Genomic DNA, 14,203 nt, shown 5'->3' with positions numbered 1-14,203 from the left:
CTGTGGACAACCGCGCCCGCCCGCGCCCCCCGCCCCTGTGGACAAGCCCCCTCACACCGTGCCATGTGGTAAGGCGGCGCAACCGATCCGCCGCCCACGATCCAGCCGCCCCCTTCCGTCGCGCGGACAGGTGGGCGGCCGGCGATGGCGCGTCTTGATCGACTCACCTGGGCCGAAGTTGCGGGGTGCGACTCGGCGGGAGACCGCTACCAAGGCCCACGTGAGTCGATCATCCCCGGGGCCGGGAGGGTCAGGACAGGGCGGTGGCGATGGTCCGGGCGGCGGCGGTGACCTGCGGGCCGACCGTGTCGACCGGCAGCGGGGCCAGCGAGATCACCCCGACGCTCGCCTCCAGGCCGGGCACCCCGAGCACCGGCGCGGCCACCCCGTACGCCCCGGCCTGGAGTTCCCCGGCGGTGCTCACCGGGCCCGCGTGGCCGGCCCGCCCGGCGAGGACGGCCCGCCCGGCGGCCCCGCGTTCCAGCGGGTGCCGGGCCCCCGGCCGGTACGCCACGTGGAACGACGTCCAGCTCGGCTCGACCACGGCCAGGGCGACCCCCTCGCCGCCCTCCACCACGGTCAGGTGCGCGGTCGCCCCGGTCTGTTCGGCGAGCCGGCGCAGGGCGGGCAGGGCCCCCTCGGCCAGCAGCGGCTGGGCGCGTCGGGCCAGGTGCAGCACGCCGACGCCGAGGCGCAGCCGGCCGTCGCCGCCCCGACGCAGCATCCCGTGTCCGGTCAGCGCGCTCACCAGCCGGTAGACGGCGGCCCGGCCGATGCCGAGCCGGTGGGCGGCCTCGGTGATGGTCAATCCGGCCGACGCGTCGGCCACCAGGTGCAGCAGGCGCAGGCCCCGGTCCAGGGTCTGCGCCGTCTCGCCACCCGCAGGCACCTGGTTGCCCGGCTCGCCGGGGGCCGCCGTCGTCTCCACAGCAGGCAGCGTACGACCCGGCTCGGGCCGACCCGGGAAAGCACGGACAGCTACCCTGGTACGGTGACGCTACGCCTGTATGACACCGCCGCCCGATCGGTGCGGGACTTCGTTCCGCGGGAAACCGGCAAGGTGGGGGTCTACCTGTGTGGTCTCACCCTCCAGGCGCCGCCGCACATCGGTCACCTTCGCTCCGGCGTCAACTACGACGTGTTGCGGCGTTGGCTGTCGGCCGCCGGCTTCGAGGTCACCTTCATCCGCAACGTGACCGACATCGACGACAAGATCCTCGTCAAGGCGCAGGAGCAGGGCCGCCCGTTCTGGTCCATCGCGTACGCCAACGAGCTGGTCCTGGCCCGGTCCTACCGGGCGTTGAACGTGCTGCCGCCGACGTACGAGCCGAGGGCGACCGGGCACATCCCGGAGATGCACGAGCTGATCGCCCGGCTGATCGAAACCGGTCACGCCTACCCGGCCACCGACGGGTCCGGTGACGTCTACTTCGACGTGGCCTCCTGGCCGGCGTACGGGTCGCTGTCCGGCCAGTCGCCGGACGACATGCAGTCCGCCGGGGACGCCCCGGAGCGCGGCAAGCGGGACCCCCGGGACTTCGCGCTGTGGAAGGGCGTCAAGCCGGACGAGCCGGCCGACGCCTACTGGCCCTCCCCGTGGGGCCGGGGCCGTCCCGGCTGGCACATCGAGTGCTCGGCGATGTGCCTGCGTTACCTCGGCGCGGAGTTCGACATCCACGGCGGCGGGCTCGACCTGACCTTCCCGCACCACGAGAACGAGATCGCCCAGTCGCAGGCCGCCGGGCTGCCCTTCGCCCGCTGGTGGGTGCACCACGGGCTGCTCAGCATCGGCGGCGCCAAGATGGGCAAGTCGCTCGGCAACGCCCTCGACCTCGACTACGTCGACTCGCTCGGGGTGCGCCCGGTGGAGCTGCGCTACTACTACGCGGCGGCGCACTACCGGTCCCGGATCGACTACTCGGAGGACGCGCTGCGCGAGGCCGCGGTGGCGTACCGGCGGATCGAGGGGTTCGTCCAGCGGGCCGTGGAGCGGGTCGGCGCGGGGCAGCTCGGGGAACTGCCCGCCGGGTTCGTGGCCGCGATGGACGACGACCTGAACACCTCCGCCGCGCTCGCCGTCCTCCAGGCCACGCTGCGTGACGGCAACACCGCGTTGGCCGACGGCGACGATGTGACGGTCCGCACCACCCTCGCCGCCACCCGGGCGATGCTGGATATCCTCGGCGTCGACCCCCTCGACCCGGCCTGGACCGGCGGCGGGCGCGTCGACGACCTGCGGGGCGTGGTGGACTCCCTGGTCGCGCTGGCCCTGGAGCAGCGCGCGCAGGCCCGCAGCCGCAAGGACTGGACCGCTGCGGACGCCGTACGCGACCAGCTCAAACAGGCCGGCGTGGTGGTCGAGGACACCCCGCAGGGCCCCCGTTGGACTATTGGAGAGCAGGACTGATGGCCGGCAACTCGCAGCGCCGTGGCCGGCGACTGACGTCGAAGGCGGGTGCCCCCAAGGGCTCCGGCGGCAAGAACAAGGATTCCCTCGCGGGCCGGGGCAAGACCCTGCCCGCCGACGAGCGTCCCTGGCACAAGGCGTACTCGGGGACCGAGAAGCTGCCCCAGCGCACCGCCTGGAAGCAGGACAAGGAGCGCCGGGCGGCGGCCGAGGAGGGCCGCGCTCCCAAGATCGGCCAGCCGGGCACCAAGGACACCACCTGGGGCAGGGGCACCCGGGGCGTCGCCCCCGTCCGGGCCGGCGGTGGTGGCCGAGGCGGCGCGGCCGGCCGGGGTGGCACGGGCGCGGGCCGCGGTGGCCCCCGGGTCGCGCCGGGGCGCAAGTCGAACCCGTCGCGGGACAGCCCGGAGCTGCTGGTGGGCCGCAACCCGGTGCTGGAGTCGCTGCGTGCCCAGGTGCCGGCGACCGCCCTCTACACCGCGCAGGGCATCGACGCCGACGACCGGGTCAACGAGATCACCCGGACGGCCGCCGACCGGGGCATCGCCATCCTGGAGATCAGCCGGGCCGAGCTGGACCGGATGACCGGCGGTGTGCTGCACCAGGGTGTCGGTCTCCAGGTGCCGCCGTTCGCCTACGAACTGTTCGAGGACCTGCTGGCGGCCTCCCTGGAGCAGCCCGCCCCGCTGCTGGTCGCGCTGGACGGGGTGACCGACCCGCGCAACCTGGGTGCGGTGATCCGGTCGGCCGCCGCGTTCGGCGCGCAGGGTGTGTTCGTACCGGAGCGGCGGGCCGCCGGGATCACCGCGACCGCCTGGCGGACCAGTGCCGGCGCGGCGGCGCGGGTGCCGGTCGCCCAGGTCACCAACCTGACCCGGTCGTTGAAGGCGTGTCAGGACGCCGGTTTCATGGTGGTCGGCCTGGATGCCGACGGCGACACCGGCCTGTACGACCTGGAGGCCGCCGTCGGTCCGCTGGTCGTGGTGGTCGGCTCCGAGGGGCGCGGGCTGTCCCGGCTGGTCGGGGAGACCTGTGACCTGACCGTCAGCATCCCGATGATCTCGGACGTGGAGTCGTTGAACGCCAGCGTCGCCGCCGCCGTCACCCTCGCCGAGGTGGCCCGCCGCCGCGCCGTGGAGGGCTGACCGGCTGCCGGCGTCGGCAGGTGCCGGGAACGACGTACGACGAAAGGGGCGGCCCGCCGAAGCGGACCGCCCCTTTCGCAGGTGGATCAGATGCGGTGGCCGGTGGCCGCGTTGAAGACGTGGCTGCGGCCGGCGCGCGGCTTGACGAACACGGTGTCACCCATGTTCGGCATGTTCCGCCGGTCGGTGCGGACCACGAAACGCTCCTCGTGGCCCTCCAGCGCGGCGTGGCCGTAGACGTTGGCGTCCGAGCCGAGGTCCTCGACCAGCTCGACCACGACCGGCATGCCGCCCTCGGTCGGGCTGACCAGGTCGCAGTCCTCCGGGCGGAAACCGACGGTGACCCGGTTGTCGCCACCCTCGCTGCGGGCCGCCTCGACCTGCTCGCGGGTCAGCGGGATGTGCATCTCGGCGAAGGCCGCACCCCGCTCGTTGAGCGGCACGGTCTTGATGTTCATGGCGGGGGAGCCCATGAAGCCGGCGACGAACACGTTGGCCGGGGTGTCGTAGAGCGCCCGCGGGGTGTCCACCTGCTGGAGGACGCCGTCGAGCATGACCGCCACCCGGTGGCCCATGGTCATGGCCTCGACCTGGTCGTGGGTGACGTAGACCGTGGTGATGCCCAGCTTCGCCTGGAGCGAGGCGATCTGGGTACGGGTCTGCACGCGGAGCTTGGCGTCGAGGTTCGACAGCGGCTCGTCCATGAGGAAGACCTGCGGCTCGCGGACGATCGCCCGGCCCATCGCGACCCGCTGGCGCTGACCACCGGAGAGCGCCTTCGGCTTGCGGCTGAGGTACTCCTCCAGTTGGAGCAGGCCGGCCGCTTCCTTGACCCGCCGGTCGATCTCGGCCTTCGGGGTCTTGCGCAGCTTGAGGGCGAACGCCATGTTCTCGTACACCGACATGTGCGGGTAGAGGGCGTAGTTCTGGAAGACCATCGCGATGTCGCGGGCCTTCGGCGGGAGGTGGGTGACGTCCCGGTCGTCGATGTAGATCGCGCCGTCGTCGACGTCCTCCAGGCCGGCGAGCATCCGCAGGCTGGTGGACTTGCCGCAACCCGACGGGCCGACCAGGACGAGGAACTCCCCGTCGCCGATCTGGAGGTCGAGCTGGTTGACGGCGGGGCGTTCGGTGCCCGGGTAGATCCGGGACGCCTTCGCGTAGGTGACCGTAGCCATGGTGGTGCGCTTCCTTTCACCGGCAGGAACGTGCCGGACGATCCGAGTGAAGGAGCTGTCGGCACCCACGGTGCCGACCCCGCGGACCACATCCGGAGGGCAGCCGTGGCCGACCCCGGGTGTCATCCGTGTCACTGCACGGTAAACGGGATTTCCATCCCTGCCAAGACGGGATACACCGAGTGGGACGGACGGCATACGCATTTCGGTCAGGCGGGCACGGCCGGGCATCAATCCCCTCGCCTGACGGGGGTCCGGCGCGTCAATTCGTCGGCGGTGCGGGCGTGAGATTGACGTTTTCCATGCTCGGGGACCCTGCCGGCCGGGATTTCCCGACGTCAGTCGCTATGCTGACCTCGCACCACGCGCCCCTGTAGCTCAGCTGGCCAGAGCACTCGCCTTGTAAGCGAGATGTCGCCGGTTCGATCCCGGCCGGGGGCTCCAATTCCACAGCACGGCCGCCACTGGCGTTGCCGCTTGTCGATCCGTCGACAGCGGCCGGGCGTACGCTCCCGCCGCCGCTTGCGTGACCGACCGGTCACTTCCGGTATGCGGATCGAGCTGGTTGAGTGGGAGGACCCAGCGTCGGCACCGGCCGGCGGGCCACCGATCAGGGGCAGGAGTCGCTGCTGCTGCGGTGGGACGGCCCGCGCGTCACCGTGTTGACGAGATCACCCGGTCTGCTCGTGGCCGTCAACCGGGACGGCGTCCCGGTCGGCGACGGTTCCACGAGCACCGGCAACCGACCGTGGCGCTACCGGGACGGCCGGGTGGAGTGGCCGTCCCTGCCGCCGAACGGGATCGTCGGCTATGTCACGGCCGTCAACAGCCGAGGGACATCGTCGGCTACGGCGGTTACCTGGAGGAACCGGTGACCCTGCGCTGGCCGGTCGACCGGCCGGACACCGTCGAGGTTCTTGAGCCCGGCGGCATACCGGTGGCGGTCCTCGACGACGGCACCATCGTCGGTGAGGTCCCCGCCGAGGAGGACCGCTCGTCGCACGGTGCCGGGGCGCGTGGTGCCGCCGGGCGCGGGGTCACCCCGCCGCCCGTCGCCTGGGTGCGTCGTCCCGACGGGCGGATCGACCGGCTCACCGCGCCCGGGGCCGTGAAGTCGACGGTGCGGGCGGCCCGGGGGAACTGGGCGATCGGCCAGGTGGCCGACACGGCGGACGGCGAGTACAGGCAGATGGTGCGGTGGGACCTGCGCACCGGGGTAGCGACCCCGGTCAGGCCGGGACTGACCGCCATGACGGGCGTCAAAGCCGCCGGTGGCCTGCTCTCCGACTCGGTGGTCGATCACCTTGATCGCCGGGTTCCGCTGCGCAGTGCCGTCTCGGGCCCGGTGACCCGCGTCGTCCCCGAGGCGATCGCCGACAACGGTCTGGTCGTCGGCAGGGCCGCCGGCCCGCAGGTCTCCGGTGGAGCGGTTGCTGAGCCTTCCGGATCCCCGCAGGGCCCACCGGTCGCCGGTCGCGGCGGGACCCCGCCGGTCGGTCCGGCTGGGTAGCCTGGTCGGCGCGGAGCTAGGACGACGGGCGGGGGCCGATGAGTCGTGCGGTGGAGCAGTCGAACCGGGCCATGCTGCGGGCCCGGGACGCGATGGACCGGGCGTACGCCGAACCGCTGGACATCCCGGCGCTGGCCCGGATCGCGCTGGTGTCCGAGGCGCACTTCATCCGTACCTTCCGGGCCACCTTCGGCGAGACACCGCACCGCTACCTGCAACGACGTCGGGTGGAACGGGCGATGTCGATGCTGGTGGAGACCGGCCGGGACGTCACCGACATCTGTTTCGCCGTCGGGTTCAGCAGTCTCGGCTCGTTCAGCCGCACCTTCCGGCAGATCGTCGGCGAGTCACCGAGCGAGTACCGCAGCCGCCGGTCGGCCGGCGACACGACGGTGCCGAGCTGCTTCACCAAAGCCTGGACCAGGCCCAGCAGTTTTGGATAAGCAGCAGGTCAGGGGCCTGGCATAGCGTTCCGGGCATGACGATGAACGCGATCACCCGCTCCCAGATCTACGTCCTCGACCAGGACGAGGCGCTCGACTTCTACGTCGGCAAGCTGGGCTTCGAGGTCAACACCGACCAGGATCTGGGCTTCATGCGGTGGCTGACCGTCAACGTGCCCGGCGACCCGCAGCGCGAGGTGCTGCTGGAGAAGCCCGGCCCGCCCGCGCTGGACCCGGCGACCGCCGAGCAGGTCCGGGAGCTGCTGACCAAGGGCGCGATCGGCGGGTGGCTGAGCATCACCACCGACGACGCGCACAAGACGTACGAGGATCTGGTCGCCAAGGGCGTCGACATCACCGACGAGCCGACCGAGCGGCCGTACGGCATCGACTTCGGCATCCGTGACCCGTTCGGCAACCGGATCCGGATCGGCCAGATGTTCCCCCGGGCCTGACCCGGCGACGTCGGTATTGCGGGTGTGGGCGGCGTGGTCGCCGGGCTACCGTCGCCCGGTGACCACGCCGAGTTTTCCCGACCTGCCGAAGTGCGAGTTCGCCTTTCCCGGTCCGTTGCGTGACCAACTGGTCGCCGCCGTGCTCGGCGGGGCGAAGACCACCACCACGGGCCTGCTCCAGGACTACGAGCGTGACGGCGAGCCGTTGCCGGCGGTGGGTGACCGGGCGGTGGTGGTCGACTCCGCCGACCGCCCGGTCGCGGTGATCGAGGTGACCGGGGTGCGGGTGGTCCGGCTCGGGGACGTCGACCTCGACCACGCCCGCGACGAGGGGGAGGGGTACGACTCGGTGGCGGCCTGGCGGGCCGGCCACGAGGACTACTGGCACGGGTCGGACTACCTGGGCTGGCTGGGTGATCCCGGGTTCCGGGTGGACGACGACACCCTCGCCGTCGCCGAACGCTTCCGGGTGGTGCCGGGCGTCACCGGCTGACCCGGAGCCCGGGAGGGTGGTCAGCCGGCAGGCTGTTCCAGCTCGTCCCGGATGGTGAGGAAGTCCTCCTTGCGGTCCGGCTGCCTGGTGGCGGTCAGGAAGACCACCACCCCGGCGACCTCCGGATCGGCCCAGGCGCAGGCGGTGAGGTGGCCCTCGTCGGCGGTCCGTCCGCGCCCGCACCGGGCCTCGCCGCCGTATCTGCCGAACTCCACCGACCGGGGCTTCGGAATCCGGTACGGCTTGAGCAGCCGGGCCAGCGTGGCCTGCGGGTCGGCGACGGTGCCCGAGACGGCGCTCACCACGATCGTCTCCGGGGTGGGTCGACCCCGCCCGTAGACCCCCTCGACGGTGCTGGTGGCCGGGGTGGCCTCGCGGGTCAGCTCGTTGAGCCGGAACCGGGGCAGTCCGGCGGGCAGCGGCGTGCCCGAGCGGGGCAGCCCCAGCAGGGTGTCCGGGGTCCGTAACGTCCGCGCCACCGGTGTCGGGGTGGGCGGCGTCGGTCGTTCGACGTCGGCGACCGCGCACCCCGTGGCCAGGACGGTGGCGACGACCGCCGGCAGCACCGCGACCGGTCCGGGCCGGCGGCGCGGGCCGGCCGGGCGCGGGTCGTGCGGGTGGCCGGGACCGGCGGGTCGTCTCTTGGGCACAACGCTCCTCGCGGGATTCTCCAGCGGGTAGGTTATCCGACAGGTGTCACCCCGGATCGCCGTCCGGCCGGGCAGGCCGGGTGAGCCACGCCACCGGTCGACGCGACCGCTGGTCGGGTGCGGATCACGGTCAGCCGGTCGTGGTGGTCTTCAGCAGCAGGGCGGCGAGTTCCTGCGCGGCGGCCGGTGGTTGCGGGCCGGTCGGGCAGTCGGTCCAGTCGACCCGGCGTGCCCCGACGGTGAGCTGGTAGAGGTAGGTGTCGGCGCAGCCGTCGTCGGCTGGGCCGCCGGCGTCCGCGCGGGTGGCCGGGCCGGTGAGCGTCCGCAGCCGGTCGAGCGCCGTCGCGTCGAGCCGCCCGGTCCGCCGTGCGCCCGCCCGGTCGGTCGTCGTCCACCGGCCGTCGGGCTCGACGGTCACCGTGTCCCGGTTGCCGGCGAAGCCGCCGAAGCGGGTCAGGGTGACCCGGTCGACGCCGGTGGACCCGGCGTCCGGGGCGTCGGGGTCGTCCGGGCTGGCCCCGGCCCCGGTCGGGGTGCTACCGGTGGGGGTGGGCGCGGTCGTGGCCGCTGGTGGCGCGGGGGTTCCCGGCTCGGCCGCTGAGCAGCCGGTCAGTAGCGCGGCGGCGGCCGTGACGGCCGCCAGGACCAGGGCGGATGATCTCATGCCGATCGGACGCGCATCGACGTCAATCGGTTCCCCCGGTGAGAACCGTCCTCCGTTCGGCCAGTGTCGTGTCATGGAACCGCGCCACCCCTTCTCTTTTCCCGGATGTATCGCTATATCTACATGCGTGACTACCCCCGTCACATCTTTCCCTTGCCAGGAGGGCACGTGAAAAGACCCCTCGCCGCCGTCAGCGCAGCTCTGCTCACCAGCGGAATGCTGACCTGCGTCGCCACCGCAGCGCACGCGGCTCCCCCCGCCCCCGCCCCCGATGCCGCCCCCGCCGCCCGCGCCGAGAGCCTGCTGCGCAGCAACCCGGGCGCGGTCCAGGGCACCAGCGCGGAGGCGTACCAGGCGGTCCGCACCAAGGTCGATGCCAACGGCGCCGCGCACACCCGCTACACCCGTACCTACCAGGGGCTGCGGGTGTACGGCGGTGACTTCGTCATCCACACCGCGCCCAACGGCACCCTCGCCGGCACCTCGGTCGGCCTGGCCGCCCCGCTGACCCTCGGCACCACCGCCAAGATCAGCCCGGCGGCGGCCGGCGCGACGGCCCGCAAGGCGTTCTCCGGCACGATCACCGAGGTGGGTACGCCGGAACTCTTCGTCGACGCCACCTCCGGCAAGGGTCGGCTCGCCTGGGAGACCGTGCTGTCCGGCTGGAAGGCCGACCAGCAGACCCCGTCGAAGCTGCACGTGATCACCGACGCCGTCACCGGCCGGGTCATCGGCGCGCACGACGAGATCGAGTCGGTGGTCGGCAGCGGGCAGGGCATCTACACCGGCTCGGTCAGCATCGACACCACGCTCTCCGGCAGCACCTACCAGATGATCGACCCGTCGCACGGCAACGGCCGCACCTGCGACATGAACAACGGCACCACCACCTGCACCACGTTCACCGACGCCGACAACGCCTGGGGCGACGGCACCAACGCCAACCGGCAGTCCGCCGGCGTCGACGCCCACTTCGGCGCGGCCAAGACGTTCGACTACTTCAAGAACGTGCACGGCCGCAACGGCATCTTCGGCAACGGCGCGGGCGTGCCGAGCCGGGTGCACTACGGCCGCAACTACATCAACGCCTTCTGGGACGGCGCCCAGATGACCTACGGCGACGGCGCCAGCAACTCCCGGCCGCTGGTCTCCCTCGACGTGGCCGGCCACGAGATGAGCCACGGCGTCACCGAGGCCGTCTCCGGCCTGGTCTACTCCGGCGAGTCGGGCGGCCTCAACGAGTCCACCAGCGACATCTTCGGCAACATGGTCGAGTTCTACGCCGCCGCGCCGAGCGACCCGGGCGACTACCAGGTCGGCGAGAAGATCAACATCAACGGCAACGGCACCCCGCTGCGCTACATGTACAACCCGTCGCTGGACGGCTCGTCCGACTCCTGCTGGACCACCAGCACCAAGAACAAGGACGTGCACTACTCCTCCGGCGTCGGCAACCACTTCTTCTTCAACCTCGCCGAGGGCACCGGCGCGACGTCGTACGGCACCTCGCCGGTCTGCGGCTCCGCCCCGGCGGTCACCGGCATCGGCCGGGAGAAGGCCGAGAAGATCTGGTTCCGCGCCCTGGACGTGTACTTCACCTCCAACACGTCGTACGTCAACACCAGCACCCCGGCCAACACCGCCCGCGCGTACAGCCTCAAGGCGGCGACCGACCTGTACGGCAGCTGCTCCACCGAGTACAAGGCCGTCCAGGCGGCGTGGACCGCGGTGGCCGTCTCCGGCAGCGACGCCCCCTGCTCCTCGACCGGTAACGACTTCTCCGTCACGCTCTCCCCGACCTCCGGCTCGGTGACCGCGGGCGGTTCGGTCGCCACCACCGTCACCACCGCGACCACCAGCGGCACCGCGCAGACCGTGACGTTCTCCGCGTCCGGCCTGCCGACCGGCGCGACCGCGACGTTCAGCCCCGCCTCGGTGACCTCGGGCGCCGCGTCGACCCTGACCATCGCCACCTCGGCCGGCACCCCGGCCGGCAGCTACACGGTGACGGTCACCGGCACCGGCGCGGTGGCCCACTCGGCCAGCTACGCGCTGACCGTGAGCAGCGTCGGTGGCAGCTGCACCGCCGGCCAGCTGCTGGGCAACCCCGGCTTCGAGTCCGGCAACACGGTCTGGTCGGCCAGCACGGGCGTCATCGGGCAGAACGGCGCCAGCCAGCCCACCCACGGGGGCACCTGGAACGCCTGGCTGGGCGGCACCGGTGGCACCCTGACCGAGACGCTCTCCCAGTCGGTGAGCCTGCCGGCCGGCTGCGCGACGTACAACTTCAGCTTCTGGCTGCACATCGACTCGCGGGAGGTCACCACGACCACCGCGTACGACAAGCTGACCGTGCAGGTGCTGAACTCCTCCGGCACCGTGCTGGCGACCCTGGCGACCTACTCGAACCTGAACAAGGCCACCGGGTACACCCAGCGTTCGTTCTCGCTGGCCGCGTACGCCGGCCAGAGCGTGACCCTGAAGTTCACCGGCACCGAGGACGCCTCGCTGCGGACGTCCTTCGTGGTCGACGACACCGCGCTCGACGTGTCCTGACCTGACCCCTGCGTCGGTGGGCCCGGCGGCCACCCCTCCCGGGTGGTCGTCGGGCCCGCGCCGTTATGGTCGCCGCACCGGTGACACGACGAGAGGGGTGCGACGGTGTCGGACGCGGAGTTGACCGTCGGGGTGACCGGCGCGGTGGCGACGGTGACGATCCGTAACCCCGGCCGGCGCAACGCGATGACGCCGGCCATGTGGCGGCGGCTGCCCGTGCTGCTGGACGGGCTGGAGGCCGACCCGGCCGTGCGCGCCCTGGTGCTCACCGGCGCCGACGGGGCGTTCTGCGCCGGTGCCGATCTCGGTGACCTCGACGAACTGCTGGACGCGAACGGGGACGCGGGCATCGCGGTCGCCGCCGAGGAACGGTTGGCCGCGTTCGCCAAGCCCACCGTCGCGGCGGTGCAGGGCCCCTGCGTCGGCGGTGGCTGCCTGCTCGCGGTCGCCTGCGACCTGCGGATCGCCGCCCCGGACGCCCGGTTCGGGGTGCCGCCGGCCCGGCTCGGGCTGGTCTACCCGGCACCGGCCACCCGGCGGCTGACCCGGCTCGTCGGCCCGTCCACGGCCAAGTTCCTGATCTTCACCGCCGAACTGATCGACGCCGAACGGGCGCTGCGGGTCGGCCTGGCCGACGAGGTGGTCGACGACCTGCCCGGCCGGGTCTCCGCGATCACCGCCGCCATCGCCGCCCGCTCCCAGCTCAGCATCGCCGCCGCCAAGGAGATCATCGACGACCGGGCCGGGCCGGCCCGGATCGCCTGGTGGCACCGGAAGGTGCAGGACAGCGGCGAGGCCCGCGAGGGGGTCGCCGCCCACCACGAACGGCGTCCGCCCGACTTTCCCTGGTCCCCGTCCGGTGGTCAGTGACCCGGCCGCACCGGCGGTGACGTAGCGGTATCCGAGCCAGCGGATACCGCTACCTCGGCGACAGTGAGTCGATCATGAGGGCGGTGGGGCCGGCGGGCGTCGCACCGGGCGTACCCGACGCGACCCCCTGTGCCCGCCGGCCGGTCCGGTCACCGCCCGGCGAGGCTCGCCCAACTCGGCGTCGCCGGTTCCCGCCGCAGCGGCATGTCCGCCTCGGCCGGGGTCCGGTCACCCTTGCGCTGGTTGCACGGGTAACAGGCGGCGGTGGTGTTCCGCCAGGTGTTGCCGCCGCCGCGTGAACGGGGCAGCACGTGGTCGACGGTGCTGGCCGGAGCGCCGCAGTACCCGCACCGCCCACCGTCGCGGCGCAGCACCCCCGCCCGGGACCAGGCCGGGCCGGCGCTGAACCGCCAGCGGGTGACGACGTACCGGACGAGGCGGACCACCCGGGGGACGGGGAAGATCCCGATCACCCGGTCCGGCTCGGCCTCGTGGATCTCGGCGACCCGACGGCACAGCATCCGGATCGCGTGTTGGACGGTGACCCGGTGCAGCGGGCCGAGGTCGGCGTTGATGACGAGGACGGCGTCCACCGGGCTCTCCCTTCGCGGTCGGTGGGTCGATCGGGCCGGCGGGCGGAGTCACCCGTCCGGAGTGCGGCCGGCCCGGACGAGTCCGCCGCCGGAGGTCGGCCCGGACGACGAAGGCCGCCCGGTCCTCGGGTGGGACGGGGCGGCCGGCGCGTACGGGCACGCGTCAGTCGGGATTCCCGTCCCGGGGATGTTCGGCTCGATCACCGTCGACGGGTAGCGTCGGCCACGCGCTGGTGAGGTGCGGCGACGTCATGGCGTGCTCCCGGTTCGACTGGTTGACCTTGCGCGGATCACGCTATGCGCGGCGGTGCGAGCGGGCAACGCATTTCGATGCCACCCGCCACCGCCCGTACCCCTGCACGACCGTGACGGGAGGCGGGCCGCTCCCCGCCACGACCCACGGGACCGGGAGGCGGTGGTCGGTCAGGAGCGGACCGACCAGACGGTGACGTCGACCGAGGCCGGCGTCGCCTGGTAGCGGTTGCGGTCGATCCGGACGTAGTTGACCACCGTCGGGTCGCCCGGGTCGGGCTGGCAGTAGGTGACCGGGGTGGGTTCGAGCTGTTCGAGGTCGATGCTCGGATACCGCTGCGCCTTCGGATTCCGGCAGCCCTCGTAGCTGAGGTCGGTCGGGTCGTCGGTCCAGTTGTAGAGGGCGAGCTGGTGGTGCTGCGCCTGGAAGATCAGGGTGCCCGCGCCGGTGCCCCGCGCTACCCGGGGCCTCGGCAGGAAATAGACCGAGTCCTCGGCGAGCAGGGTCCAGTGCGGTGCGCCCGCCGGCGGCACCCAGTCCGGCCCCACCGGCCCCCTGGTCGGCGTCGGTCCGGGCGTGGGGGTGGGCGCGGGGCCGGCCGTCGGCCCGTCCGGACCCGGGTCCGGGGTCGCCGGGGTGGTGGTGGGCGTCGCCCCGGACGGACCGACGGTGGGCGTGGACCCGACCGGGGTCGACGTGCCGGTGGGGCCGCCCGACGCGGCGTCGACGGAGGTCGTCGGGGAGGCACCTTGCGCGTCCGGCGTACGGTCCGTCGGCCAGGAGAGCACGGCCACCGTACCGACGATCACCAGCAGCAGTACGGCGATCCCCGCCGGCAGCCCCCAGCGTCGCCAGCCGCGGCGCGAACCCGGGCCGGCCGGCGGGGCGGGCCGACGGGGGAGATCGGAAGACCGGGGGGCAGGGGAAGGGTGTAGACCTCGGTGGCCGCCCGATGACTAAAAATCACCTGGCAGCTCGGCCCCGAC

Annotated in this window: 14 protein-coding genes and 1 tRNA gene; 9 read left to right on the top strand and 6 right to left on the bottom strand. The window is 72.9% G+C overall.

Annotated features, from left to right (window positions below; genetic code table 11):
• Positions 1-250 precede the first annotated feature (250 nt).
• On the bottom strand, positions 251-928 hold the full coding sequence (locus H1A17_RS06530; RefSeq protein WP_240762436.1) for an IclR family transcriptional regulator: 678 nt from the start codon (positions 926-928) through the stop codon (positions 251-253).
• 63 nt (positions 929-991) lie between these two features.
• Between H1A17_RS06530 and cysS the strand changes: the two genes are divergently transcribed.
• Positions 992-2,407 (top strand): cysteine--tRNA ligase, encoded by a 1,416-nt coding sequence (gene cysS / locus H1A17_RS06525; protein WP_145922045.1) that lies wholly within the window; start codon positions 992-994, stop codon positions 2,405-2,407.
• Positions 2,407-3,552, top strand: a complete 1,146-nt coding sequence (gene rlmB, locus H1A17_RS06520; RefSeq protein WP_194821373.1) for a 23S rRNA (guanosine(2251)-2'-O)-methyltransferase RlmB — start codon at positions 2,407-2,409, stop codon at positions 3,550-3,552. The genes cysS and rlmB overlap by 1 nt, the downstream gene beginning before the upstream one ends.
• An 86-nt stretch (positions 3,553-3,638) precedes the next feature.
• Here rlmB and H1A17_RS06515 read toward each other — a convergent pair whose 3' ends face one another.
• Positions 3,639-4,730, bottom strand: coding sequence for an ABC transporter ATP-binding protein (locus tag H1A17_RS06515; RefSeq protein WP_088643228.1), 1,092 nt, complete (start codon positions 4,728-4,730; stop codon positions 3,639-3,641).
• Positions 4,731-5,097: 367 nt separating this feature from the next.
• Here H1A17_RS06515 and H1A17_RS06510 point away from each other — a divergent pair.
• From H1A17_RS06510 to H1A17_RS06490, 5 genes are all read left to right on the top strand, one after another.
• Positions 5,098-5,174: transfer RNA gene (locus H1A17_RS06510), tRNA-Thr, on the top strand.
• Positions 5,175-5,505: 331 nt separating this feature from the next.
• Positions 5,506-6,240 (top strand): hypothetical protein, encoded by a 735-nt coding sequence (locus H1A17_RS06505; RefSeq protein WP_194821372.1) that lies wholly within the window; start codon positions 5,506-5,508, stop codon positions 6,238-6,240.
• Between the two features lie 38 nt (positions 6,241-6,278).
• Positions 6,279-6,683, top strand: coding sequence for a helix-turn-helix domain-containing protein (locus tag H1A17_RS06500; protein WP_194821371.1), 405 nt, complete (start codon positions 6,279-6,281; stop codon positions 6,681-6,683).
• Positions 6,684-6,718: 35 nt separating this feature from the next.
• Entirely contained in the window at positions 6,719-7,138 is a 420-nt protein-coding gene (locus H1A17_RS06495; protein ID WP_145922041.1) for a VOC family protein, read from the top strand.
• A gap of 58 nt (positions 7,139-7,196) precedes the next feature.
• Entirely contained in the window at positions 7,197-7,631 is a 435-nt protein-coding gene (locus H1A17_RS06490) for an ASCH domain-containing protein (protein ID WP_205789281.1), read from the top strand.
• Between the two features lie 20 nt (positions 7,632-7,651).
• Here H1A17_RS06490 and H1A17_RS06485 read toward each other — a convergent pair whose 3' ends face one another.
• Both H1A17_RS06485 and H1A17_RS06480 read right to left on the bottom strand, forming a co-directional pair.
• Positions 7,652-8,281, bottom strand: a complete 630-nt coding sequence (locus tag H1A17_RS06485) for a hypothetical protein (RefSeq protein WP_194821370.1) — start codon at positions 8,279-8,281, stop codon at positions 7,652-7,654.
• Between the two features lie 130 nt (positions 8,282-8,411).
• Positions 8,412-8,945, bottom strand: coding sequence for a hypothetical protein (locus H1A17_RS06480; protein WP_194821369.1), 534 nt, complete (start codon positions 8,943-8,945; stop codon positions 8,412-8,414).
• Positions 8,946-9,113: 168 nt separating this feature from the next.
• On the opposite strand from H1A17_RS06480, the gene H1A17_RS06475 reads away from it, so the two are divergent.
• Positions 9,114-11,501: a M4 family metallopeptidase gene (locus H1A17_RS06475; protein ID WP_194821368.1), complete on the top strand. Its 2,388-nt coding sequence runs from the start codon at positions 9,114-9,116 to the stop codon at positions 11,499-11,501.
• A 105-nt stretch (positions 11,502-11,606) separates the two neighbouring features.
• Positions 11,607-12,371: an enoyl-CoA hydratase/isomerase family protein gene (locus H1A17_RS06470; protein WP_194821367.1), complete on the top strand. Its 765-nt coding sequence runs from the start codon at positions 11,607-11,609 to the stop codon at positions 12,369-12,371.
• Positions 12,372-12,520: 149 nt separating this feature from the next.
• Here H1A17_RS06470 and H1A17_RS06465 read toward each other — a convergent pair whose 3' ends face one another.
• Positions 12,521-12,964 (bottom strand): HNH endonuclease, encoded by a 444-nt coding sequence (locus H1A17_RS06465; protein WP_145922035.1) that lies wholly within the window; start codon positions 12,962-12,964, stop codon positions 12,521-12,523.
• 423 nt (positions 12,965-13,387) lie between these two features.
• Positions 13,388-14,026 carry a hypothetical protein gene (locus tag H1A17_RS06460; protein ID WP_194821366.1) on the bottom strand — a complete coding sequence of 213 codons (639 nt, stop codon included), beginning with the start codon at positions 14,024-14,026 and terminating at the stop codon, positions 13,388-13,390.
• Positions 14,027-14,203 lie beyond the last annotated feature (177 nt).

Origin of the sequence: Micromonospora sp. S-DT3-3-22 (assembly GCF_015354745.1) — a bacterium.
Taxonomy (GTDB): domain Bacteria; phylum Actinomycetota; class Actinomycetes; order Mycobacteriales; family Micromonosporaceae; genus Micromonospora; species Micromonospora wenchangensis.
The sequence above is the reverse complement of the archived record's forward strand: the minus strand, read 5'-3'. Positions and strand labels throughout refer to the sequence as shown.

Bases quoted from the DNA above. Each gene is read 5' to 3' on its own strand.
- rlmB (WP_194821373.1), top strand. From the start codon at position 2,407: ATGGCCGGCAACTCGCAGCGCCGTGGCCGGCGACTGACGTCGAAGGCG.
- H1A17_RS06515 (WP_088643228.1), bottom strand. From the start codon at position 4,730: ATGGCTACGGTCACCTACGCGAAGGCGTCCCGGATCTACCCGGGCACC.
- H1A17_RS06500 (WP_194821371.1), top strand. From the start codon at position 6,279: ATGAGTCGTGCGGTGGAGCAGTCGAACCGGGCCATGCTGCGGGCCCGG.
- H1A17_RS06495 (WP_145922041.1), top strand. From the start codon at position 6,719: ATGACGATGAACGCGATCACCCGCTCCCAGATCTACGTCCTCGACCAG.
- H1A17_RS06480 (WP_194821369.1), bottom strand. From the start codon at position 8,945: ATGAGATCATCCGCCCTGGTCCTGGCGGCCGTCACGGCCGCCGCCGCG.